Genomic DNA, 23,003 nt, shown 5'->3' on the forward strand with positions numbered 1-23,003 from the left:
CGATCGCTTTTTCATTGAACTCAGTTTGTGAGTATTCATTTTCTACTATCTCTGATTGAGGATAGACAGAATTATTACTATCTAGTTTTGGTTGAATAATGTTTGATTCTGTACCAAGATTGGAAGGTGCGATCGCTTTCTCATTTAACGTAGTTCGTGAGTTGTCATTTTCTACTATTTCTGCTTGATGATATGCAGAATTATTACTATCTAATTTTGGTTGAATAACTGGTGATTCTGTAGCAGTATTGAAAGGTGCGATCGCTTTCTCATTTAACGTAGTTCGTGAGTTGTCATTTTCTACTATTTCTGCTTGATGATATGCAGAATTATTACTATCTAATTTTGGTTGAATAACTGGTGATTCTGTAGCAGTATTGAAAGGTGCGATCGCTTTCTCATTTAACGTAGTTCGTGAGTTGTCATTTTCTACTATTTCTGCTTGATGATATGCAGAATTATTACTATCTAATTTTGGTTGAATAACTGGTGATTCTGTATCAAGATTGGAAGGTGCGATCGCTTTCTCATTTAACGTAGTTCGTGAGTTGTCATTTTCTACTATTTCTGCTTGAAGAGAGACAGAATTATTACTATCTATTTTTGGTTGAATAATTGGTGATTCTTTACCAGTGTTGTAAGGTGCGATCGCTTTTTCATTTAACTCAGTTTGTGAATATTCAGCTTTACCACTATCTGCTTGCGGTTGAATAGTTAGTGATGTGTGTTGTCTTGGTTGCGATGGATTGGGTAGAGCCTCATTTTTTTGATTTGTAACAGAATTATTAGTATTGATTTGTGGTTGAATTAATTTTGAGTCTTTATTATCAGAAATTGATGATATTATATGTGCTTGTTGAGGTGTGTTTGATAATTTATTTATTTCGCCAATATCATTATTTTCTATTGTTGGGTTGATATAATTCGTGTTTGGTGTGGTTACATCTATATTGGCGATCGCTTCACTTGGAGATAATCTGATATCACTGTCCTGACTTAATAATATATCTCTACTTAAACTGGAGTTACTTCCTGCTGATTTTTGTTGAATGTTGGGTGAATTTGAACTATTTTTTTTGACTTTATTTCCTTCAGAATGACTTGGTGTATTGAAATGCTGTGATTTAGATTCAGAAAAAAAAGGTGAATCTTGAAAGGAATTTTCAATGATGTTAAAATCTGTGATAACTGGATTAAAAAATATGGAAGAATCAAAATTTGATAGTGATTTTGCTCCTAATGGTGATAAAAATTTAGGCCTAATAAATTTACTTCCCAAAGGTTGATGAGGTAATAAAGGTTGCTTTATCCCTAGATTTAGGTCTGGTTCTGAAGGTTCTGAACTAAAACCTGTTGTCAGATTTTCTGTCATATACTTTTAATTACTAGCAAATGAACCTGAACTATCGCGTCCTGATAAAATTGATGCACCGCCAGACCTTGTTTTATCAACTTTTAAGCCTTCATAAGTTAAAGTTAATTCTTCAATAGCAACTGTGCTAGAATCGGCGCTTAAACCTGGTGCTTTCCATGAGATAGGTACAGCACCAATTAAAGTCCAACATTGCATGGTTTCACCAGCTTGATTAAACACTAAAATATTGACGTTACGCCGTTCTATTGCACCACTTAAAATTTTATTCATCCAATTCCAAAAGGTTAAGTCATTTGTAATTCCCCGTTTGAGAGTAACATCAGAAAAATCTGCGGGACTTAACAAGACTCGTTGTTGATTATTCACACCGCCTTCAGCAAATTTTTCAGTTTTGATATTCACACCTAAGCCTTGGCATTCTGTAAAGCAGGCGGTAATATTACTCTCAATTTCGACATAAAATCTATTAGCGGTAACATAGTTTAATTCTCGGCTAGTATTAGCCATAACTCACTCCTATCTAATTTTTAAGTCTTTCTTTTTGCTGTTGTAAATCTTCCTTCATCAGTTCATAAACTTTATCTGTCAACTTCCATAACAATTGACGATCGCACATTACCTTACCTGCTAACTTGGCAAGTTTTTTTTGCTGATTACTGTCATCGGTCATAGCTAAACAATTGGATAAATAGATTTATATATATCAGCCAATTTGTCACATCGACAATTAGCCAATAGTCTACTTTTACTGCTTTATTGACGACTTAGTGGTACTAAACCAGTTTTCTCTAATATTTGCTGTACTTCTGCGGTTCTTAGCATTTCCGCAAATTTTTGACCGATGGGAGGACGGCTATTATCTCCTGGATACAATACAACTAATGGATAGCTGAGGGGATAGCTACCTGTTTTAAATACTTGGATGTTGGGCTGATAACTGCCTTTATCATCACACAAGTCAGTATTTGGATTTATTGGCTTTCCGTTATCTTGTACTAAAGTTTGTACTGCTGCTTTATTCCCATCTGCTATAGCCAAAGGATAAACAGAACACTGACCAAATACTTGACTGAGTGTAGCAAAACCAATACTACCAATATTATCTTCTTCAAAGTCTCGCAGAACTTTTTGTAGCATTTCTAAGGTTGATAAAGATGTGATATTGATGCCAGAATAAGTAAAAGATGTGTTTGATTGTTGCTGTTGTTTTAAATAACGGAAAGTTGCGATCGCTTCTTCGTTCCTGAGTACTCGCTGTTCAAATATCCTGATAGTTTCTGCGTCTTTTGGTATATAAAGATTAACTGGTAATTTAGGTAAATTGAAGCCTTTCAGTTGTTGCCAATTATTAATCTTACCTGTATATAAATCTTGTAATTGCTGAATACTAATCTGACCATTTAAAGCTCGTGGTAAACTTTTATCGCGCTTGGAGTAACTAAAAGCCACAAAGACCACCAAACCATCATAAGCAAATTCTTGATGTTTTAGTTCTGGAGTTAATGGTTCTACCATATTAGCGATCGCAAAATCTTTTTGCTTATCTTTGACACTGGCGATCGCTTGTTCTATACTATCTTCTGGTTGATAGTTTAACTGTAATTTTGGCTGACTTGCTTTTAACTTTTCTTCCAGTGTTTTATTTTGCAAGATTAAATTGCTTTGTCGCCGGATAAAACTCCAAGTACTGTCTTTTTCACCAGTATAGTTAAATTTACCCCCAGGTACACCAGTCACACTTTTTAAACAGCAAACTACTGGTTCTTCCATCACAGTTTCTGGAGATTTCCATCTCTGAACTATCCATACTATCAACCCACATAACAATAATCCCCCCAGAATACTTAATAGTAATATCGACGGACGATAAAGTTTGGCTTTGGAGGTCTCTGGTTGTTCTGGAATTATTAATATTTCCCTTGGTAAAACCTGATAAACTTGTAATAATGCTTCTCTCGCTTCTTCCGCATTATTAAATGGCTTATCCAAGCCTAAAAGCCGGAACAAAAAAGCTTTAAATTCAAGAGTTATAGCTTGCCAATATTGTTCTTTTCTGGGGTCAATAGTTGTATCTAAAATATTACCTTGCAATAAATAAAAAGCTACATAGCCTAAATCAACTAAGTCTTGTGCTACCGTCGAAATCACAGGTTTAATAGTTGATAATTGAAATAAATTTTCCCATAATGTTAAATCTGTTAAATGAATAAAAAATTCTGCTGTATCTGCCATAATTAGCAGACTATCTAAATTAATATTACCGTGAGCGATTCCTTGTTGTATTTGTCCAGTTGGTAGACTAAATTTTTGACCGTGGAGAAATTGTAGAGTTTGTAATCCTTGGTCAAGCACACGATATACTTCCCTCTCAGACATTGGTTTATTAGTAGCTTTTAGATATTTTCTGAGAGTAGGATAAGCATCGATATTGCCATTAGTAACAAGATAGCAGCGTTCAGCAATGGGATCAGAAATTGCATCCCAAGGAAAATTTAGCCGGATATCTTGAATTCTTCCATCAGCTAAACTCAAACCAGCCAAACGTTCAAAAGCTTGTTTCCTATCTCTGGTTTCTTCAGCGTTAAAAGCCAGTTGAGGTAATAAATATTCTTTAATAATTGCTGGCTGTTGGTCTGTTAGCTGTATTCCCTGATATAAACGCCCTAAACCGCGATTTCCGATATACTTATCTATGCGATATCGCCCTTTGTACCCCCGAAATTCAGTTTTAGCAGGGATAATCGCCGGAAAACCACAGGTTTGACAAGTTTTAGCTGTCGGGTTTTGTTCTATTGTTTTTTCTGTCCATTCACAGCTTAAAGTATTCCCCGTCCAGCAGCGATATTTGTGGTAGATGATATCCACCCCCACAGGCATTGGTGGTTGCAAAGTGACAGGAGTTAAAATCGGTTCCGGTTCTACAACTGGTGGGTTTTCTGATTTTGGGAAAAACCTCTGCGGTAATTTGGCTTTAATTTGTTCATAAACCACGACGGAAACCCTTAGCGATCGCTCTTATCTACCGCATCCTACACTGAATTTTTGCCCAAAGCCATTAGACTTTCCGCTAAGAAATAGGGAGTGGGGAGTGGGGAGTTGGGAATGGGGAAGAAAGATTTTATTCTTTTGTTTTTCAAAATAGCCTCTTAATTCCTCCCTGTAATGATAAAACCTGCCCAATAGTAAGGATGATTATAAGGCTTTCTCTCAGGAACTATTTTGCTAATTCTATATAAATGGGTAGCTAAATAAGTTCTAATTCGCAACTCATCTGGATGCAGAGTTTTAATTAAATTTTCATACCAAATAGCCAATTCGCCGGCGGTGACTTCTTGCAACCATGTAGTTGCTTCTGTTAAAGCTGTGGCTGGTGATTTGTTAACTTGTAGGCGGCGATAAAATTCGATAATTAATAATGCACTCGCTGATGATTCTACATTCCACAAAGTACTAATCACTTGCGGAACACCACCACACAGAAAACCATTTACTAAAGAGACATATTCAGTAGTGATATTTTGGTTAAGATGACTCACAAATTTACACGCCGATAGTAAGACTAAATTGTAACTAGTGAGGTTTTTTTGGCAGATTTCTGCAAGGGTGAGTTTTTCTTCTCCTGCTAATGTTAATTCTGATTTATTTTTGTCAATGAAATTGTTGATAACTTGCCCGGTAAAATGCAAGATATTGTAATCATCAGCTAAGGCTTTCTCAACAGTAGTTTTAATAGCGGCTTCAGCTTGGATGCGTTGGTGATGTTCAAACATCTGGGTAATGACTTCTGATTCCAACTTGGCAAATTTTGGTGGTGCATAATTTGTCTGTGCTGGAGATTCAATACTGAGTAATATCTGTTCTTGCCAGTTCTCTATATTTCTGGGTTGTAAGCTTAATCCTACTTGGACACTAGGCAAATAATTTGTAATAAATTTTGCGGGAAGATTGAGCATTTCTGCGTCAGAATTAGGCAGATTAAATAGCAGGTGTAAAGGCAATCTGGCTAAGTCGCGGTGCGGAATTAAAATGAGGTTGGTAATTCCTTCCAGTTCTTGAGTAATTGTGGCAATTTCGAGAATTTTTTGCAGATTTAACAGCCTGTATTCCATCTGCGATCGCCAAACATGATTGCCTTTAGTTTGGGGGTCTTGGGCTTGTTCACAATAATCTTGATAAGTTTTATGCCAATCTTCTAACCAATGTTCAAAAGCAATCAATCTTTGCGTTGCTTCTGGTAATGGTAATTCTTGTAAAGGCTTATTATTGGCTGCTGAAATATTACCTCGTGCTTGCACAGGAATAAACACCAAAATTGGCGAAGGAGCGCCATCTTTAATAATAAATGTGTGCAGTGCTGCTGGGCTAATATGCCAGTAAATAATTGCCGTGTTGGGGTTCAGTAACTCTTGAACTGAGTTATAATTCAGAAAATAAATTTCATTTTGCCAGCCAAATAATAGCCATTGTAAACAAGCATTTTTTATTTGTTCTGCCAATTCCCAAGCTTCTACTAAATCACCCGATTCTACTAAAAAGTCAACGCCTAATTGCCCAATTCCCGCAAATTTTAGCGCCAACTGTTTTTTACTTTCTTCAGAACGTGCAGCATCACTCAACAATGCTTGCAATAAATTAGCAGCCCGTTGTTGTAATTCTTGGGCTTGGGTAATTTGTCCTAAACCTAACAGAACTTTAACTAAAGATTGCAGTATTTCTAAATGTAACTGGGGAAATCCTTCCCAACTGAGAGTTAATAAGGCTTGGTTGTATTCAAATACAGATTTCCGCCAATGTTGACGAGATGCAGATTGTTTCTTACCTTGCTCATAATGGGTGTTGCCAATCGCCAAATGTAATCTACCCCAACCTTCTGGGTGAGTGTCTGGGCGGATATGTTTTAACCCTTGTTCATAGCTGGCGAGTTTACCTATATAACCGCCTTGTCTTAAAGCTGGGTAATTGATGGCGACGCTGGTTAATAAATTGAAGACATAACTTTCTGGTACATGACCAATTGCTGTCCCTCGACCAATCCAAGCTTCCCAATAATCAAGTTTAATTTGTAAGGCGTTGTCGTAAGCAACGATCGCCTCAGTATAGCGTTCCAAATAAAACAGAGCGACTGCTTGATTATACCAAGCTAAATGAAAGTCTGGTTTAATGGCGATCGCTTTTTCGTAGGAAGATATCGCTTCTTCCCGCCTGCCTAAGTTATCTAGCGCCACGCCCCGGTTATACCAAGCCAAATAAAAGTCTGGTTGGGCTGCTAAGGCTTTATCCCAAGATGCGATCGCCTCTGACCACTGTCTCAAATTAAACAGCACCACACCCCGGTCAATCCAGACTTCGTAATAATCGGGTTGCAATTCTAAAGCTTGATTATAAGAAGCGATCGCATCTTCATATTGTTCGTTAACCGCTAAAGCAATGCCTCGGTAATACCAAGTTTCCGGGTCTTGGGGTTGCAATTCTAAAGCTTGATCGTAACTGGTAATGGCCTCCCACACTTGCCCCAACTTCAACAACGCCAAAGCCTTACTCGCCCAAGCTTCGGGGTAATTGGGGTGAACTTCAATCGCCTGATCAAAAGATGCGATCGCTTCGGCAAATAATCCCAATTCTCCCAGCGTACCGCCACGATTGTACCAAGCTTTGTAATGGTCTGGTTTCAGATCAATTGCAGTGTCATAAGCCGCCACCGCTTCGGCAAACCGTTCTAAATGGAACAAAGTCAAGCCACGATTAAACCAGTATTCAGGGGATTCCGGTTGTAATTCAATGGCACGGTCGTAAGATGCGATCGCACCTGCCAAATCCCCCGTTTTGGCTTGTTGTAAACCTTGATAAAACCAAGCTTGGGCTTGAATTGCCGTATTAGCTGGATTCGGCGTAGTCGGCAAAGTAGGACTAGATTGTGTTGTCAGATTAATTGCCAATTGCTGTACTAAATGGGCGCTTTGATCCAACCTGCCCAACAATTCATCTAAAGTGTAGGCCACAGTGGGATCTAAATTTGCCAGATATTGATCCCAAGCATTTTCAGAAATACCTGTTCGCGCTAGTCTGGCTGGTTCATCTGGATATTCTAGTGACAATTCACCCAAATTACCAATCACATCTTCTGCCGCCGGAGTTAAAAAAGCCACGGTGGCGGGGGGTGCAAATTCTTCTTCTGCGGTGTCTTCCCTGGTGACTGTTTCCTGAGATGGCGCGGTGGTGAATGCTTCCCCAGTCTGTGTATTCATGTTTTCTGTAGTCTGGGGTGGTGGACTATCTACCAATTCTGCGGCGGTATCTCCCCAAAGACTAGCAGCTAAATTATCTCTTGCCGTTTCTGGTGCATACTCCCAAGTGGGAATATTTGTGTTTTCCGTGGCGTATTCTAGAGGTGGTGGACTATCAGTCAATTCTGCTGTGGGATCACCCCAAAGACTGGCGGCTAAATCATCTGCGCTAGTTTCCTCTGGTGTGGTGGTAAACGCTGACCCAGAATATTCCCAAATCGGGATATCTGTATTTTGGGCGGGTTCTGTTTGGGGTATGGTACTAACTACAAATTCTTCCCCTGTATACTCCCAAATAATTTCTGCGACATTCTCTGTCGAAACTTCCGAGGATGATGTCATATCTGCAACCTGATTAACTGCATTTTCTGGAGGTTGTGCAGTTGCTTCCTCGTACTCCCATAGCGATTCGCCCAGATTCCGCAGTAAATTCTGCCCAGGAGTATTCGTTGTTTCATTCGTTGTCGAGACAACAGATTGTTCCTCAGCAGCTTCTTCCCAGTCATCGGTATGACTCGTCATTAAACGAATACCAATGTCATAGGAAAGTTCACCAACTTTGCCGATATTGAGTTCTCCTAGTTGGATCATCTGCGAGGCTAACTGCTGATTAGGCGGCCCAGGGGAGATTAACAATCGTTCACCATAAATGAGTAACCAATCTATCCAACGTTCGGTACTAATTCGGTCTTCCATCCGTTGGAGATATTTGATTGCCCATTGTTGTCCCCGTCCTTGATGTACCCCTTCTAGCAGTTGGGTAAACAGAAGTTCCAAATCAGCATTAGTTAATTCAGGAGGTGGTTCTACCATTTCCTGTTCGCTAACAGTTTTTAAAGTCTGTTTACTACTAGTGGGCTGGTTTGAATGTGTTTTAAGCCACTGCCATAGCTGCGTGAGCATCTGCACATACTCTGAAGGTTTTGTTTATCCTAGATTGTAGCGATCGTTATGTCAAAAAACGCTAGATTTGCGTGAAACCCACTGCCATTAACGGGTTTATCGGGTAGATGTTTATCAAAAATATACAAAACTTTGTTAGTTGTTATAGCAGGAGGCAGGAGGCAGAAGAATTTTAGATTTTGGATTGCCGTTAGCGCAGCGTTAGCGAGTCCGCGAGCGTCTTTTAGATTGAAAGAGTTTCCTAATCAGGACTTACGCACAAAGATTATCTGTAGAGATTGGGTGAAAGGGTGAAAGGGTTTGGGGTGTAAGGATTTTGAATCAGTACACACGCCACTTGGCTCAAGTCGGGAAACGCGCCCACGCCAGTGGCTCCCCTATACCCCTGAACCCCTACACCCTCGCCAAAACCCTTGATTTTTGGTTTTTATGCGTAAGTCCTACTAATCTAAAATCCAAAATTTAAAATCCAAAATTGATTCACTCAGCACTTTCACGCTAGGAGGTAACAGTATTACTATTGCTAGTTTTTAAGCTCTCAATCTAAAATCACAAATCCAAAATCCTATTAAGCTGTCGCTTCATCAGATGGTGCGCTACTGGGCATATAGTATTGATGCACCAATTCTTTGATAATTACTTCTGCATCATCAGACTCAATTCCTAATTGTTGGGAAATCTGCTGACGTAGGTTTTCATCTTCCTGCATCATACTAAATAACTGCTCTAAGGTGACAGTTTGGTAATCTGCTTCTGAGGCAGAATCATCAGTTGTTTCTGTTTGTAATATTTGGTCATCATCTGATGAGGAATTGTTACTGAAAACATCTGGCCCATCATATTCCCAGATGGTTTCGCCAGAATTGCGTGTCAATAATTGCATCCCAATTTCGTAAGCTTCATCGCCCAGTTCACCTACGCCTAAATCGCCTAGTTGTACTAGCCGCGCTGCTAACTCATTATTTGGTGTCGGTGCAGCAAGTAATCTTTCCCCAAAACGGTGTAACCACTCTAGCCAACGTTCTGTGGAAACTCGATGCTCAATATTATGCAGCCACTTGATCGCCCAAGCTTGTCCCCGCGCCTGATGTACGCCTTCTAGCAGTTCGGTGAAGAGAAATTCTAAGTCTGTATCACTCAGAGGCGGTGCTGGCTCTTGAGAGACATTTACATCGGCTGTTTTCGGCGTTGATTTGCCGCCAAATAAGCTCTGAAAAAGGTTTTTGAGCCATTGAATTAACCGCTTGAGCATTTGTCCCACCATAAAGTGTATTGTCTACCATAAGATTGTAGCGATCGCTCTCGAAGATGGCGGTAGTGCAGTTAAGAAAATGTACATTTTGAAGGCTGAAGTATGAAGTCTGAATTATGAAGTTCAAATTTCAGACTTCACACTTCATACTTCATACTTTAAAATATGGTTCAAATGTACTATAATTATGGAAAACAGACACCCTGCGTTTAAAATATTTGAGCGCCAATTTGGGCGTTTATGTAAAAATCGATTCTGAAAATGAATTGACATTTTCCTTCCATGCCTTACGAACCCCTGCACCACAAGTATCGCCCAAAGAGTTTTGCTGAACTGGTGGGGCAAGAGGCGATCGCTACCACCCTAATTAATGCTATCCGTACAACTAAAATTGCCCCGGCTTATTTGTTCACCGGGCCAAGAGGTACGGGTAAAACATCTAGCGCCAGGATTCTCGCCAAATCCCTTAACTGTCTTCAAAGTGACAAACCCACCGCCAAACCTTGTGGGGTATGCGATGTCTGTCAGGGAATCACCAAAGGCTACTCTTTAGACGTAATAGAAATTGATGCCGCCAGTAACACTGGTGTCGATAATATCCGCGAACTCATCGAAAAAGCACAATTCGCCCCAGTGCAGTGTCGGTATAAAGTATATGTAATAGACGAGTGTCTCACAGGAGATTCTCTGATATTGACTGATCAGGGACTCTTCAGAATTGACGACCCCAAACTTAAAGGTAAGAAAGTTCTTAGTTATAACGACTTATCGGGTCAATGGGAGTTTAAAAAAGTCCTGAGATGGTTAGATCAGGGAAAACGTCAGACTCTGGTTATCAAGACAACTAAGCGTGTAATTAAATGTACAGGTAATCATTTAATCAGAACAGAGCAGGGATGGATACCAGCAAAGAACGTAAAAGAAGGAACGAAGATACTATCCCCTGTGAATGTGGCTGTGGAAACCTCATTTACAAATATGGGACGGATGGGCGCATCCGCCGATTTGCCAGAGGACACCAGTTTAAAGGCAACAAATACGGACAAAAATCTTACGACCTGGAATCTATTCTTCAAGCAGCAGAAGCGTTACGACCCTTGTGTGCTTGCGGATGTGGAGAAAAACTCCTTATTCCTACCTATTTACAGCGCAAAGGTAAAGGAATCGCCAGTATACAATCTTATTGGCAAAGACACCCATACCAAAAAGGACACGGCATTTGGCAACTCAGAACAGAAAAATTTCTGGCAAATGCCACTGTTATACAACCAGAAGCATTTGGGCTTATCTACGGTACATTGTTGGGGGATTGTGCCATCTCTTACCCCAACAAACACAGTAGATTCCCTAGATTGTGTTGGACACATGGTGAAAGCCAGCAAGAATGGCTGGAATACAAAGCACATCGCCTCCAACAATTGTGTCCCAAGCTGGGAATCACAGAGAACAGAGGATACGGAAACATATCCGTTACCTGTAAAACCATGTGTCATCCCCAACTCAAGGATGTCTTTGAAATCGTCAAACCGAACGGCAACAGAAAAATTGTGTCGATGGACTGGCTCAGTCGAATTACCCCAGAAGGACTTGCTTGGTGGTATTGCGACGATGGGTCACTCAGTCTTACACCAGCAGGTAGCCCCCAAATTCAGTTACATACAGAAGGATTTTCAGAGCAAGAAAACCAACTTATTGCCAATTGGCTTACAAACCTCGGATACCCGGCAAAAACAAGGTGTTACATCAGAAATAGTACAGGTAAGCAATACCACTACATTTGGATGGGCGCAAATAGTAGTAGAAAATGGTTGGCAGAACTCAAACAATATTCAATCCCTACAATGGATTACAAGTTTGGAAACGGTAGAATCTGTTCACCTCGATGGAATTGAGCGAGTTTATGATATTGAAGTCGCGGACAATCATAATTTTGTGGCAAATGGACTTTTAGTTCATAACTGTCACATGCTCAGTACCCAGGCGTTCAATGCGTTACTAAAAACACTCGAAGAACCACCTAAACACGTAGTTTTCGTTCTCGCAACCACCGACCCACAAAGAGTTTTACCAACAATTATTTCTCGTTGTCAGAGGTTCGATTTTAGACGCATTCAATTAGAGGCGATGGTGAAGCATTTAAATGCGATCGCCTGGAAAGAAAGCATTGATATTTCGGAAGCAGCTGTTACTTTAGTAGCGCAAATTTCCCAAGGTGGGTTGCGGGATGCAGAGAGTTTACTTGACCAATTAGCTTTATTGTCAGGGCAAGTCACACCGGAAAGAGTCTGGGATTTAGTTGGTTCTGTGAGTGAACGCGACTTGTTAGTCTTATTGAGTGCGATCGCTCAAGATAACCCAGAAACAATCTTAGACTGTAGCCGCCACATCCTTGACCGAGGACGAGAACCACTCACTATTCTGCAAAATCTCGCCAACCTCTACCGCGACTTACTCATTGCTAAAACTGCCCCTAATCGCCAAGACTTAATAGCTTGTACTCCACAAACTTGGGCAGCATTAGTTGAGTTAGCCCAAAACTTACACATCAGTACAATCTTGGCAGGACAACAACACCTGAGAACAGCAGAAATTCAAATTAAAAATACTACCCAGCCGCGTTTGTGGTTAGAAGTAACATTACTCGGATTGTTACCCAGCGCCAGTATTCAGCCAGCATCCACAGTTGTTGTGCCAAAAGTCAATGTCCCAGCACCACAAAATCATCATCCCCCATCACCACCAGTTTCAAACCCGCAACCTGTATCACCACCGCCTCACACTGCACCTTTAAATCAGCCACCTGCAAAACCAGTTACCACAGAAGTCATACCTGCAAACCCACAACCCGTCTCACCGCCTCCGCCTGAACCTGTCGCCGCAGAAACCACACCAGAAACTGCACAACCAGACTTAACCCAAATTTGGCAGCAAGTACTGAGTAATATTCAGTTACTTCCTCGTCGGGCATTATTAGGGCAAATGTGCCATCTGATTGAGTTTAACGGTAATAGTGCGCGTGTAGGTGTTAAACCTGCATGGTACGACAAAGTTAAATCTGACCTCACCATGATTGCTGGGGCTTTTCAGCAGACTGTGAATCGCAACGTTGAAGTCAGCCTAGAAAAAGCTACAGCCGTAACAGCTTCTCCCCCAAAAAAAGAACCATCAACCAATAATTCCAATGGGCTTCACAAACCTTCCTTACCCCAAAAAAACAACCATCACCCAGCACCAACACCCCAAGCATTTACACCGCCACCACAACCAGTCACACCGCCACCTGTAAAACCAGAATATTCTGAATATCCCACAAATGGTAATGGTACTGCTCACATCCAACCTCCCCCACAACCCACACAAAATTCATCAGAAGAATGGGAGGAAGTCACAAGAGCCGCCCAACATTTAGCACAATTTTTCGATGGGCAGATTGTCCGCTTTGCTGATGATGGTTCCGATTCATCTGGTTCTATCACTCCATCTGATTGGGTAGAGGAAGTTGAAATCGATGATTAGTCTAAGAAGGCTGAAGTATGAAATGAAGAAACCTTTCGCAGTGCATTAGTAGCAACTTTCAAGACAGTCGCTACAATTTTTTTGCTTAGGTACTAAGCAGGCTTGCGGGCTGCGAGAATCAAAAATAGTGGAATACGCTTTCGCCGTTCGTAAGTTTCTATGTCTTGGAAGTACTCACGTTGCGGATGTGCTTCACGCAGATCCGTAATGATGAATCCAGTTTTTTGGAGGAGATGAAAATATTCTTCGACCGTGCGGTGATATTTTTTTACTGTGCCACCAAGCCAGTTTGTCACTCGCAGTCCGGTTTTGAAATAGTTATCGACCATCCAATCTTGGCGGAGTGTACCACCTATCCAGCCGCGATCGCACGACGTAATCACAGGATGTTCCACGGAAAACACAAACTTTCCTGATGGGGCGATCGCATCAAAAACTTTGGTAAAAATTAGTGCTAGATCAGCGACATAATGTAGGGCAAGTCTTGATATAACTAAATCAAATGCTCCCTGCGGGTACGTCCAATCCTCAATCGTTTGCAAAATAATTTTGCCAGAAGTGTTTACCAGTGTTTGATGTGCAAGATTCGCCATCTTATGTGAGCCTTCGATGCCAATGTAGCTCGCCGCTCCCTGAAGGAGAAGTTCACGCCCAATTGCTGCATCACCGCACCCCATGTCAAGGACACGTTTGTCAGTAATGGGTTGAATGAGATCCATCAACACTGGCTTTTCTAGCGTGTCATTGGGTGTATCTAGACCTTGACGACGCTGCATATAGCTGGCAAAAACCACCTCATCATCAAAGAAGTTTGGGCCTGCCTTCTCCATGTGAATGTATTAATTGTTGTTACTTTTTAACATAGCTTTTTTCTGCGCTAAAAACAAAAGAGCAAAAGAAACACATTCTTTTGCCCTTTGCCTTTTAACTTTTGCCTTTCTAATCTCCACTACCAGAATGTACTGTCTTTACCCATTTCAGTCGCTTTGGCCTAAAGGACATCCGGGCGGTGGTACTACTCATCACTACTAACCAGTGCAGCATATATAATGTGCCGCGCAGGGTTTGTAGTAGTAACACCGGATAAGTCGCAACGGTGAATTTCTGCTCTTGACGTATCCGCCTTAGTCCGGCAAACATTCCCAACACGGACATAGACACAGACAAGGTGGTGACTGGGCCTAGCAGTGGTAAGCGATGCTTGGCAATTGCCATTAACAAGTCTGGGATAGCAGCCGTTGGCAAGATGTACATACTGATCATAAACATGAGCATATCCCAGGTTTTGCGGGTTCCCATGCGGTTTTTCAGAATCAGATCCCAGTAATCTAAATAACGCTGATAGCCACCTTCTGCCCAACGGTTGCGCTGATGCCAAAGCGCGATCGCATTGGTCACACCTTCTTCCTGCACGGCTGGGGAGAAGACACACTCAATATCCCAGTTATCCAAATGCAAGCGCAAGGTCATATCCAAGTCGTCGGTGATGGTTTCCTCATTCCATCCACCACAACTATCTAAGGCTGTGCGGCGAACAAATTGGCCGTTACCCCGCAATTCACCAATCCCACCCAAAGCAATGCGTTGCTGTTGGAACCAAGTGTCCAGTGCCATTTCTGCCATCTGTCCCTTAGTCCAAAAGTTTTCTTTGGCGTTGGCGATTGCTTTCCGCACCTGCACTGCACCAACTTTTTCTCTTTGAAACAAAGGTACTATCTGGAGTAGCAAGTCTGATGGCACTTGAGCATCAGCATCAAACACCGCAACAATTTCGCCTTTTGTCTGGGGCAGAACTTGATTTAATGCTCCCGATTTACCGCCACCTGCTTGGGGAGAACGCCTCAGTACTTTGAGTTTTTTGTATTCCTGCGCTAGTTCCGCTAAGATTTGCGGTGTTTTGTCGGTACTGTTATCGTCAACTATCCAGACTTCGTATTGTCCATCTGGATATTCCAGATTGCACAAGTTCTTGACTAACTTCCCAATCACCGCTTCCTCATTTTTGGCAGCTACCAACAAAGATACAGAGGGTAAATTACCCTGCATTTCTTTTTGATAGCGGCGAGGTTTAGCGAATATCACCACTAACGCATGAATACCCAGGATTGTCGTCAACCCTAGAACAAAAATGTAAGCCCAAGAAGCCAAGTGTAGAGCGATCGTACCACTCCAAACTATTGACAACACCAGAGCGGCTTTACCTCTACGTCCTTGAAACCGTGATGGTTGAGACAAGCGATTTGTCCCTACCAATGAATCTTCTGTCGCCGATAGGTCAGCTAACAGAGAATCTAGCGGGTCAAGCTCTTTGTATGAATCGTTTTCAGGCCAGGAGTTCGCTGGCATAGGTTAATTAATGCGATACCAGTATTTTTCTACACCCATAAATAAGCCGGGAATTCTGTAACGTCAAACTTTGACTCTGCCATCTAGCTTTACTTGCTGTATCAAGATTATGTTGCTTTTTCAGGGCAACAGTAAATTCAACAAAGTAATTACAAGATAGACACAGCTTTGGGTTGTGAGACATTGCAATCAGCGTCTTGAAGACCTAATGTTAGGTTTTTTCGCCGCTACTGCCCCAGCTTGGATAAAAGCTAATGCAGCCTTATTGTAACTGAAATTTTAATATTTCTTAGTACTAACTTTGCTGGCACTATCACAAACTCAAAACTAAAAAGACAAAATACAAAGAATTACTTATTGATTATTGCCATTCGTTAACATTTCTTGCGGAATATTTTGAGGCTTTTTCTGAGAGTTGTGATTTTGTAGTGTGTATTACAGCAGTTTTTTTGGGAATACTATTGACAACTACTAATATCCCCAGTTTCACCTAACTTGAGGAATATTCAATAATGTCTATTGAGCAAATCCAGCCTGCAACTCAGCAGCAAGCAAGCGTTTACTTGCCTTATATTCAGGGTACAAAGCGGAATTTCTTGCCCTACGCTATCAGTCTCTATCAAAAAGGTATTTTGGAGGGACACCGCAAAATAGAAGCCAGTGAAAATATTCCTTTTGTCGCTTCTTGGAATGTGGCCACCCTACCTTCAGACTTAACGCGCTGCCGAATGCAGTTTGATGGTAATGCTGAACTCAGTTATGAAGTGATGATGGCCAGCTTTGAGTTTATTAGTTTTTTAATTGAATTAATGGAAAACTATAAACGTTATCGTGTCACAGACTTTTCGCAATCATTCTACAGAAAGTTGCTGCGTATTGATGAATAAATCAATTCCCTGAAAGTCTAGGGTATAGGATTGCAAGGGAAAACAATTTCCCTTGAACCTAGCCCAGACACTAATGCTTACGAGCATTGAGGCATAGTTTAGTTTATATATTTAGCATCCAGCCCATAACATTTTCAGCATTATTTTAAATACCTAGTAGTTAGTAACTTTACAGTATCAATACTGTAGATAAAAGCTATTTTTTTCACCAAAAAAATGTTATTTCTCAAAAACTATGCTCGCAAAGAGCGTAAGTCTTTTGCTGGAACAAACTAAAATTAGTAAACACCTAGCTGGGTTCTACTTCCTTTTGAAATTAGGAGTGCATGTGTGCCGAAATCTGCTAAACATCTGCTGATTGGCTCAACCGAAACTTATAGCGGAAAATCCGCAACAGTTTTGGGTTTGTCTTATCAGCTACAGCAAAAAGGACTGGATATTGCTTACGGCAAACCACTGGGAACTTGTTTGACAACCTCTGGTGGTACTTTAATTGAAGAAGATGTCCAGTTTATTGCTTCTAGCCTGAATCTAGCAGCTAACCGCATTGCGCCTACTCTGCTGGCTTTAGATGCAGTCAGTGTCCAAAAACGTTTAAGCGGCGAAGATAACAACAATTATCGCCAGTCGTTGATTCAGGAATATTTACAAGTTACTCGCGGCGATTTAGTCTTACTGGAGGGGCCAGGCAATTTAACAGAAGGACATTTATTTGATTTATCAACGCTACAAGTTGCAGAAGTGTTAGACGCGGCGGTTTTGTTGGTTAATCGTTACAATTCGCTACTTTCTCTAGATGCGGTATTGGCAGCAAAAGAGCGTGTAGGCGATCGCTTGGTGGGTGTTGTTCTCAATGATATTCCTGCCAAAGAAGTGGAAATGGTCGAAAATCTCGTGCGGCCATTTTTGGAACAGCAAGGAATTGCTGTATTAGGAACACTGCCGAAAAATGATTTACTGCGGAGTGTCAGAGTCGGGGAACTAGTCAACCAGTTAAATGCCGAAGTTCTCTGCCGTAGCGATCGCTTAGATTTGATGGTAGAAAGTCTGGCCATTGGGGCGATGAACGTCAATGCGGCTGTCAAGTATTTCCGCAAACGGCGTAACATGGCAGTAGTCACAGGAGGCGATCGGGTAGAAATTCAACAAGCTGCCCTAGAAACCTCAACTCAATGCCTAATTCTTACAGGACAATTACCACCGCCGCAATTTATTCTCAGTCGTGCTGAAGAACTGGAAATCCCCATTTTGTCTGTTGACTTAGACACCTTGACTACCGTAGAAATTGTTGACCGGACTTTTGGTCAAGTACGTGTCCATGAACCAATTAAAGTGCAGTGCATCCGCCAATTGATGAATGAGCATTTTGACATTGAGCGTTTATTACTGAAACTGGGCTTAAGTACAGCAGCCGCCTTATCTTAGCCATACACCAAGCATCTTTGAGATTGACCCTCCGAATTTTAGATTTTAAATTTTGGATTTTGGATTGCCGGGTTAAATCTAAAATCCAAAATCTAAAATTGGCTCGGTCAAGGTTCACAAAAGCCTAATTTTGGTTAAATCTGGCAAGCCTCAATGATTTATCAACATCTCTCTCCCTTGTCCACCCTGTCTTCCTTGTCTCCCTTCGCCAGCTACTTACTTAAATAATTCAAAAATTGTAGCAATGTCTAACTTCAGCAGGCTGTCTACCTACACTCTGTTTGGTAAAATATCTAGGTCGTTCAATTCTAATTAATTTTATCTTTGAGCCAGTCAATAGACCTAATTAACCTCGATACATTAGCGCAAGAACTGGCGACAATCCAGCAAACAGGTTCTAAGCGAATTGCTTTGCTGGGTTCTCGTCATGTGCCGATTACCCATCAAAATCTGATTGAAATGATGACTTATGCCTTGGTGTTATCAGGCAATCGGATTATTACCTCTGGGGCTACGGGAACGAATTCAGCCGCTATCAAGGGCGCAATGCGGGCTGATCCCAATTTGCTGACTGTAATTCTGCCGCAAAGCTTGGAACGTCAGCCTTACGAATCTCGGCAACAGTTAGAACAGGTAATGCACCTGGTAGAAAATCCCAGTAACGATAACCTGACTCTGGCTGAAGCTAGTTACATCTGTAACAAAGAGATTGTCTCTCGTTGTCAGCAGTTAATTTGTTTTGCTTTTCATGACAGTCGCACTCTGCTACAAACTTGCGGAGATGCCGAAGAACAAAGAAAAGTAGTAACTTTGTTTTACTTTGATTAGTCATTTATCCGTTGTCATTTGTCCTTTGTCATTTGCAATTTACTCATGACCAATGACCAATGACTTAATGACTAATAATTATGGACTAGTAACTAATGACTATTTTTTTGTACTGTATTGCCGCAGCTGCTGTATTAATTTATCTGCCGTTTTTGCTGGTGGCTTATGCCCGGTTGAGTGTGGGATATGATATTTCTGCACCCCGCGCGATGTTTGATAAATTGCCACCTTACGCTCAACGAGCGACTTGGGCGCATCAAAATTCTTTTGAAACATTTATGATTTTTGCTGTCGCCGCATTAATGGCTTATGTCACGAATGTCAATTCTGCTGTGGCTGTAGTTGCGGCGATCGCTTTTGTCGTGACGCGGTTGTTATACTCTATCTTTTATATTTTGAATGTACCGCTTTTGCGATCGCTGATGTTTGCTATTGGTTCTTTGGGTTCTGCAACTCTCTTCTTCTTTAGCATCCTCCAAGCAAATACTTAAAATTAGGGAAGAGGATAGATAATACCAATTACCAATAAACTCATCTACAATCCCAAAGTTAACATTTTTTATGGCTTCAACTTACTCCTTTGACATTGTGAGCGATTTTGATCGGCAAGAATTAGTTAACGCTGTTGATCAAGTTGTGCGAGACGTTAACAGTAGATACGACCTCAAAGATACTAAAACTACAGTTGAGTTGGGTGAAACAACTATTACTGTTAATACCGACAGTGAGTTTACTTTAGATTCTGTACACAACATTCTCCGCGAAAAAGCTGCCAAACGTAGTCTCTCTCAAAAGATTTTTGAATTTGGCAAAGTTGAATCTGCAAGTGGTAATCGTGTACGTCAAGAAATCACCCTCAAAAAAGGCATCAGCCAGGAAATTGCCAAGCAAATTTCTAAATTGATTCGTGATGAATTTAAAAAGGTACAAGCTTCCATTCAAGGTGATGCTGTGCGGGTTTCTGCTAAATCAAAAGATGATTTGCAAATTGTCATTCAACGGTTAAAACAAGAAGACTATCCAGTTGCATTACAATTTACAAACTATCGTTAGGAAATGCCTAAATCTAGTACAACAAGGCAAAAGTAAAAAGGCAAAAGGAAAAAGAAAGAATAACAATACCACAAGCCTTTTAGCAATTTCTTCTGGTCTGTTTATTTACGCTAACCTGTACTAGTTAAAGTTTTTCCAAGAAACTGCCAGCGAGTTGTTGTTCGTTGGCAGTTTGTTTTATAGCAGAAGGCAGTGGTTCGGCTACTTCGACTGCGCTCAGTACAAGTCCGCTCATCAACCAGGCAGGAGAAAAAGTCTTACTATCCCTCGCATTCAAGCTTTCAAACTGTCCTAACATATCTGACTACCGCTATATTTTCAAGACAACGTATGCAGAGTTTGTTTTCAGACTATTCTTATATAGCAATCCTACGTGAGTTGTAAAAATTGAGAGGCTCAGATCCCCGACTTCTTTGAGAAGTCGGGGATCTCGTTGTTCACAAATGATTTAGGACTGCTATAGCAATCTTAAATAATTGATAAACATCTTGCTCCCTTGTCTCCCTTGTCTCTTTCGTTCCTATCTCACACAGGACTGCTATATCCCAAAATAATTTGGTACATCTTCATAGAGAATAGTTATAAGTATAGTTATTGTTCGAGATTAGTCAAATGCGTGACCCACAGAAGAATACCATTCAAATTGACCCAGCAACTGTTGTTTTAATTGCGTCCATATTAATACTTTTACCTCTTGTACTCACTGGTTTGTTCTGGCAGTAAGAAGATAATAGAAAGATTGACCCTTTCTAAGGTATTTACCCAATGAAATCTGGTGCCACATTTCATCAACCGCAAGAAGAAGACATTTATGATTGGAATGGGGAACAACTCAAGCCAGAGGTGCGCCAACATCGTACAACAAGGCAAAAGTAAAAAGGCAAAAGTAAAAAGAAATAATAAAGAATAGAATTCGCAGCTTTAAAGAAGAAGTCAGAATTCTGGTTCCTGACTCCTGAATTCTGACTTCTGACTCCTGAATTCTCTTTTGATCAATTAAGGTTCTGTAGCCGTTGATTGAGGTGTAAACTGAACTCTCGGATCTGGCATAAAATTATATCTAACGTACAATCCACCCCAAACAAACAACACAATTAACAAAGCACCAATACCGAGAGGACTGGGAAGCCAAAATACTACTTCTATATGATTGAGTTCACCGGGTTGGAGTCGCCATAGCAGTTGATTACCTTGTTTTTCGGGTTCAACAGCATTTTCGGTGAGTTGAATATTGTTCGCACCCCAGGGAGTGTTTAAGCTAAATTCTAAATTGAGAATTGCACCGGGATCAGCAATAACGTTACCTTTACTGGCAATTAAAGCCAGCGATCGCAAGTCTAAATCATAAATTAACCGATTCCGCACTAACAATAAAAAATTATTCTGGAATAGCAGTAAATTAGATTCTATTTTCGGTAGTTCTGCATCAGCTTCACTATTTGTAGCTGCTACTTTTTGATTGTTATGGGAATTAAAAAAGTCATTAAACTTAGTTTGTAATTCTCGACCGTTACTAAAGGGGATAGTAACTATTAGTTCTTCTTGCGAAATACGCTTGACTTTACCTTCTAGTTTACGAGTCCGATTTTCTATACTATCTAACCAGGCATATACATAATCACCACTAAAACTAGTAAGTTGTTCACCTAACTTAATATGCTGTACTAGTTCGCCGCTATTGGAGTGATGAAAATTCACGCCAACATCATACTTTACACACCCAGATAACAGCAGGGATGTTAACACTACTAGCCACAAAATAGTTTTTCTTGGAGAAAAGATGTGGTTAATGTTGTGTCTGATTTGTATCGTTAACCAGCCCAATGGTTGAGTTAACCTCATCAATATTTTTCCCAACTTAGAAAAATTCATCACTGTATTTCTCCTCAAGAAGTATGAAATATGAAGTCTGAAATAAAATTTTATCTTTGGCTTAGGGTATAAGGGTTGCAGATCAGACTTCTTTAATAAGTAGGGTATCTTGTTCTGCATGATTGATAACCACTTCATACTTCATACTTCACACTTCAGAATGCCAACCAAGTTAAGTAAGAGAGAATTAATCCAATAGCAGCGATCGCCACCCAAATAAAGCGATTATCTTTGGTATTAACTTGGCTGAGATCAACAAATTCCTGTTCAGCAGGTTTTTTCTTGGCAGAAGGTTTGGGGGAATTAGCCGCAACCCGCATTTTCGATTCATTATCTGATAATGCACCCAAATCGGGAATCTCCGTCATCCATTCGCTGGGGCGTTTCAGCTTTGGTGCTTGTAAAATGTAGAGCAATCGCCGAGCTTGTTTATTCGTTTCGGAATAGGGATGGCGTTGTAGTTGTTTGCAAAGTGCGATCGCTTCTTCATTTCTGCCGGCTGCTTCATAAGCTGTTACTAGCCACAATTGCGCTTCTCCTCCCAAGCGAGAATTTCGCGCTAACAAGGCGCTGGCCTTTTCCAGATTTTCAATCGCTTCCCGATACTGCCCATTTTCAAAGGCAATTCTTCCAGCTTGGTAACGCTTTCTGGCAATTTCTAAACTTTGTTCACTCACGTCTTGCATATTAAATCAGCACTGCTTTAATTTTGCCAACGCCAGGAATCTTTTTGTAATCTTTTCAAAAGCTGGCAATCTTCAAGTAAATAAGCTTTTAAAATTTTAACTAGAAGTCATCTGTAAAAACCCTTAATTATGCAATGCAGGTGAGCAAAATATGGTAGATATCAAGCTTTCTCAACTGAATTGGCTAGGAGCCGGGATCACTTTGGTATTGATGAGTACCGTAATTACCCCAGCTTCAGCCCAACAAGTGATTGTGATTGATCGCAGCAATCCTTTTAGCGTCAATCAGCCGCCTGCTGTTGGTTCTTTTATTTATGGTAGTCCGATTGCCACGCCTATGCCCGTAGATCCCACAACAGGGCTTTTACCTAGCCGCACCATCTACCCCAATTATTATCCCCAAGTCAGGTACGACAGGTTCAATAATTCCACGCTGGTGAATCCGACTTTGATTAATCCCATTATTAAAGATTCCACAATCGTGAATCCAGTGATTATCAATAATTCCTGGCAACGGACACCATTTAGAGGGCGATCGCGGGTGATTATCACTCATCCTTGGTAATGACGTTAGTC

The 23,003-nt window shown here is 40.8% G+C and carries 18 protein-coding genes; 7 read left to right on the forward strand and 11 right to left on the reverse strand.

The window, feature by feature from the left end:
- From H6G28_RS25975 to H6G28_RS26000, 6 genes are all read right to left on the reverse strand, one after another.
- The coding region (locus H6G28_RS25975; protein WP_190675330.1) for a hypothetical protein at positions 1 to 1,372 on the reverse strand (1,372 nt) is incomplete at its 3' end.
- A 6-nt stretch (positions 1,373 to 1,378) separates the two neighbouring features.
- A complete protein-coding gene (locus H6G28_RS25980; protein WP_190590165.1) occupies positions 1,379 to 1,882 on the reverse strand; it encodes a contractile injection system inner tube protein in 504 nt (167 codons plus the stop codon).
- Between the two features lie 13 nt (positions 1,883 to 1,895).
- Positions 1,896 to 2,045 (reverse strand): hypothetical protein, encoded by a 150-nt coding sequence (locus H6G28_RS25985; protein WP_190590166.1) that lies wholly within the window; start codon positions 2,043 to 2,045, stop codon positions 1,896 to 1,898.
- Positions 2,046 to 2,128: 83 nt separating this feature from the next.
- On the reverse strand, positions 2,129 to 4,366 hold the full coding sequence (locus H6G28_RS37685) for a substrate-binding domain-containing protein (RefSeq protein ID WP_190675332.1): 2,238 nt from the start codon (positions 4,364 to 4,366) through the stop codon (positions 2,129 to 2,131).
- A gap of 155 nt (positions 4,367 to 4,521) precedes the next feature.
- Positions 4,522 to 8,562 carry a CHAT domain-containing protein gene (locus H6G28_RS25995; protein WP_190675334.1) on the reverse strand — a complete coding sequence of 1,347 codons (4,041 nt, stop codon included), beginning with the start codon at positions 8,560 to 8,562 and terminating at the stop codon, positions 4,522 to 4,524.
- A gap of 568 nt (positions 8,563 to 9,130) precedes the next feature.
- Positions 9,131 to 9,814 carry a hypothetical protein gene (locus tag H6G28_RS26000; protein ID WP_190675436.1) on the reverse strand — a complete coding sequence of 228 codons (684 nt, stop codon included), beginning with the start codon at positions 9,812 to 9,814 and terminating at the stop codon, positions 9,131 to 9,133.
- A 282-nt stretch (positions 9,815 to 10,096) separates the two neighbouring features.
- Between H6G28_RS26000 and dnaX the strand changes: the two genes are divergently transcribed.
- Positions 10,097 to 13,330, forward strand: a complete 3,234-nt coding sequence (gene dnaX / locus H6G28_RS26005) for a DNA polymerase III subunit gamma/tau (RefSeq protein WP_190675336.1) — start codon at positions 10,097 to 10,099, stop codon at positions 13,328 to 13,330.
- A gap of 92 nt (positions 13,331 to 13,422) precedes the next feature.
- Here the strand turns inward: dnaX and H6G28_RS26010 are convergent, their stop codons facing one another.
- Positions 13,423 to 14,160, reverse strand: coding sequence for a class I SAM-dependent DNA methyltransferase (locus H6G28_RS26010; RefSeq protein ID WP_190675339.1), 738 nt, complete (start codon positions 14,158 to 14,160; stop codon positions 13,423 to 13,425).
- Positions 14,161 to 14,269: 109 nt separating this feature from the next.
- The gene (locus H6G28_RS26015; protein WP_190590170.1) at positions 14,270 to 15,676 is read right to left on the reverse strand and encodes a glycosyltransferase family 2 protein; all 1,407 of its coding nucleotides are present in this window, start codon (positions 15,674 to 15,676) and stop codon (positions 14,270 to 14,272) included.
- Positions 15,677 to 16,188: 512 nt separating this feature from the next.
- On the opposite strand from H6G28_RS26015, the gene ebsA reads away from it, so the two are divergent.
- From ebsA to H6G28_RS26040, 5 genes are all read left to right on the forward strand, one after another.
- Entirely contained in the window at positions 16,189 to 16,563 is a 375-nt protein-coding gene (gene ebsA, locus H6G28_RS26020; protein WP_190590171.1) for a type IV pilus biogenesis protein EbsA, read from the forward strand.
- A gap of 330 nt (positions 16,564 to 16,893) precedes the next feature.
- Positions 16,894 to 17,988 (forward strand): phosphotransacetylase family protein, encoded by a 1,095-nt coding sequence (locus H6G28_RS26025; protein ID WP_190590172.1) that lies wholly within the window; start codon positions 16,894 to 16,896, stop codon positions 17,986 to 17,988.
- Positions 17,989 to 18,312: 324 nt separating this feature from the next.
- Entirely contained in the window at positions 18,313 to 18,816 is a 504-nt protein-coding gene (locus H6G28_RS26030; protein ID WP_062294944.1) for a hypothetical protein, read from the forward strand.
- Positions 18,817 to 18,911: 95 nt separating this feature from the next.
- Entirely contained in the window at positions 18,912 to 19,307 is a 396-nt protein-coding gene (locus tag H6G28_RS26035; protein WP_190675341.1) for an MAPEG family protein, read from the forward strand.
- 70 nt (positions 19,308 to 19,377) lie between these two features.
- Complete coding sequence (locus tag H6G28_RS26040; RefSeq protein WP_190590174.1) at positions 19,378 to 19,869, forward strand: YajQ family cyclic di-GMP-binding protein; 492 nt, start codon at positions 19,378 to 19,380, stop codon at positions 19,867 to 19,869.
- A 124-nt stretch (positions 19,870 to 19,993) separates the two neighbouring features.
- Here the strand turns inward: H6G28_RS26040 and H6G28_RS26045 are convergent, their stop codons facing one another.
- From H6G28_RS26045 to H6G28_RS26055, 3 genes are all read right to left on the reverse strand, one after another.
- Positions 19,994 to 20,167 carry a hypothetical protein gene (locus tag H6G28_RS26045; RefSeq protein ID WP_190590175.1) on the reverse strand — a complete coding sequence of 58 codons (174 nt, stop codon included), beginning with the start codon at positions 20,165 to 20,167 and terminating at the stop codon, positions 19,994 to 19,996.
- A gap of 698 nt (positions 20,168 to 20,865) precedes the next feature.
- Positions 20,866 to 21,741, reverse strand: coding sequence for a DUF3153 domain-containing protein (locus tag H6G28_RS26050; RefSeq protein ID WP_190675438.1), 876 nt, complete (start codon positions 21,739 to 21,741; stop codon positions 20,866 to 20,868).
- Between the two features lie 155 nt (positions 21,742 to 21,896).
- Complete coding sequence (locus H6G28_RS26055) at positions 21,897 to 22,427, reverse strand: tetratricopeptide repeat protein (RefSeq protein ID WP_190590177.1); 531 nt, start codon at positions 22,425 to 22,427, stop codon at positions 21,897 to 21,899.
- Positions 22,428 to 22,578: 151 nt separating this feature from the next.
- On the opposite strand from H6G28_RS26055, the gene H6G28_RS26060 reads away from it, so the two are divergent.
- The gene (locus H6G28_RS26060) at positions 22,579 to 22,992 is read left to right on the forward strand and encodes a hypothetical protein (RefSeq protein WP_190590178.1); all 414 of its coding nucleotides are present in this window, start codon (positions 22,579 to 22,581) and stop codon (positions 22,990 to 22,992) included.
- Positions 22,993 to 23,003: the final 11 nt, after the last annotated feature.

Source organism: Nostoc sp. FACHB-190 (genome assembly GCF_014696905.1).
Classification (GTDB): Bacteria; Cyanobacteriota; Cyanobacteriia; order Cyanobacteriales; family Nostocaceae; genus Nostoc_B.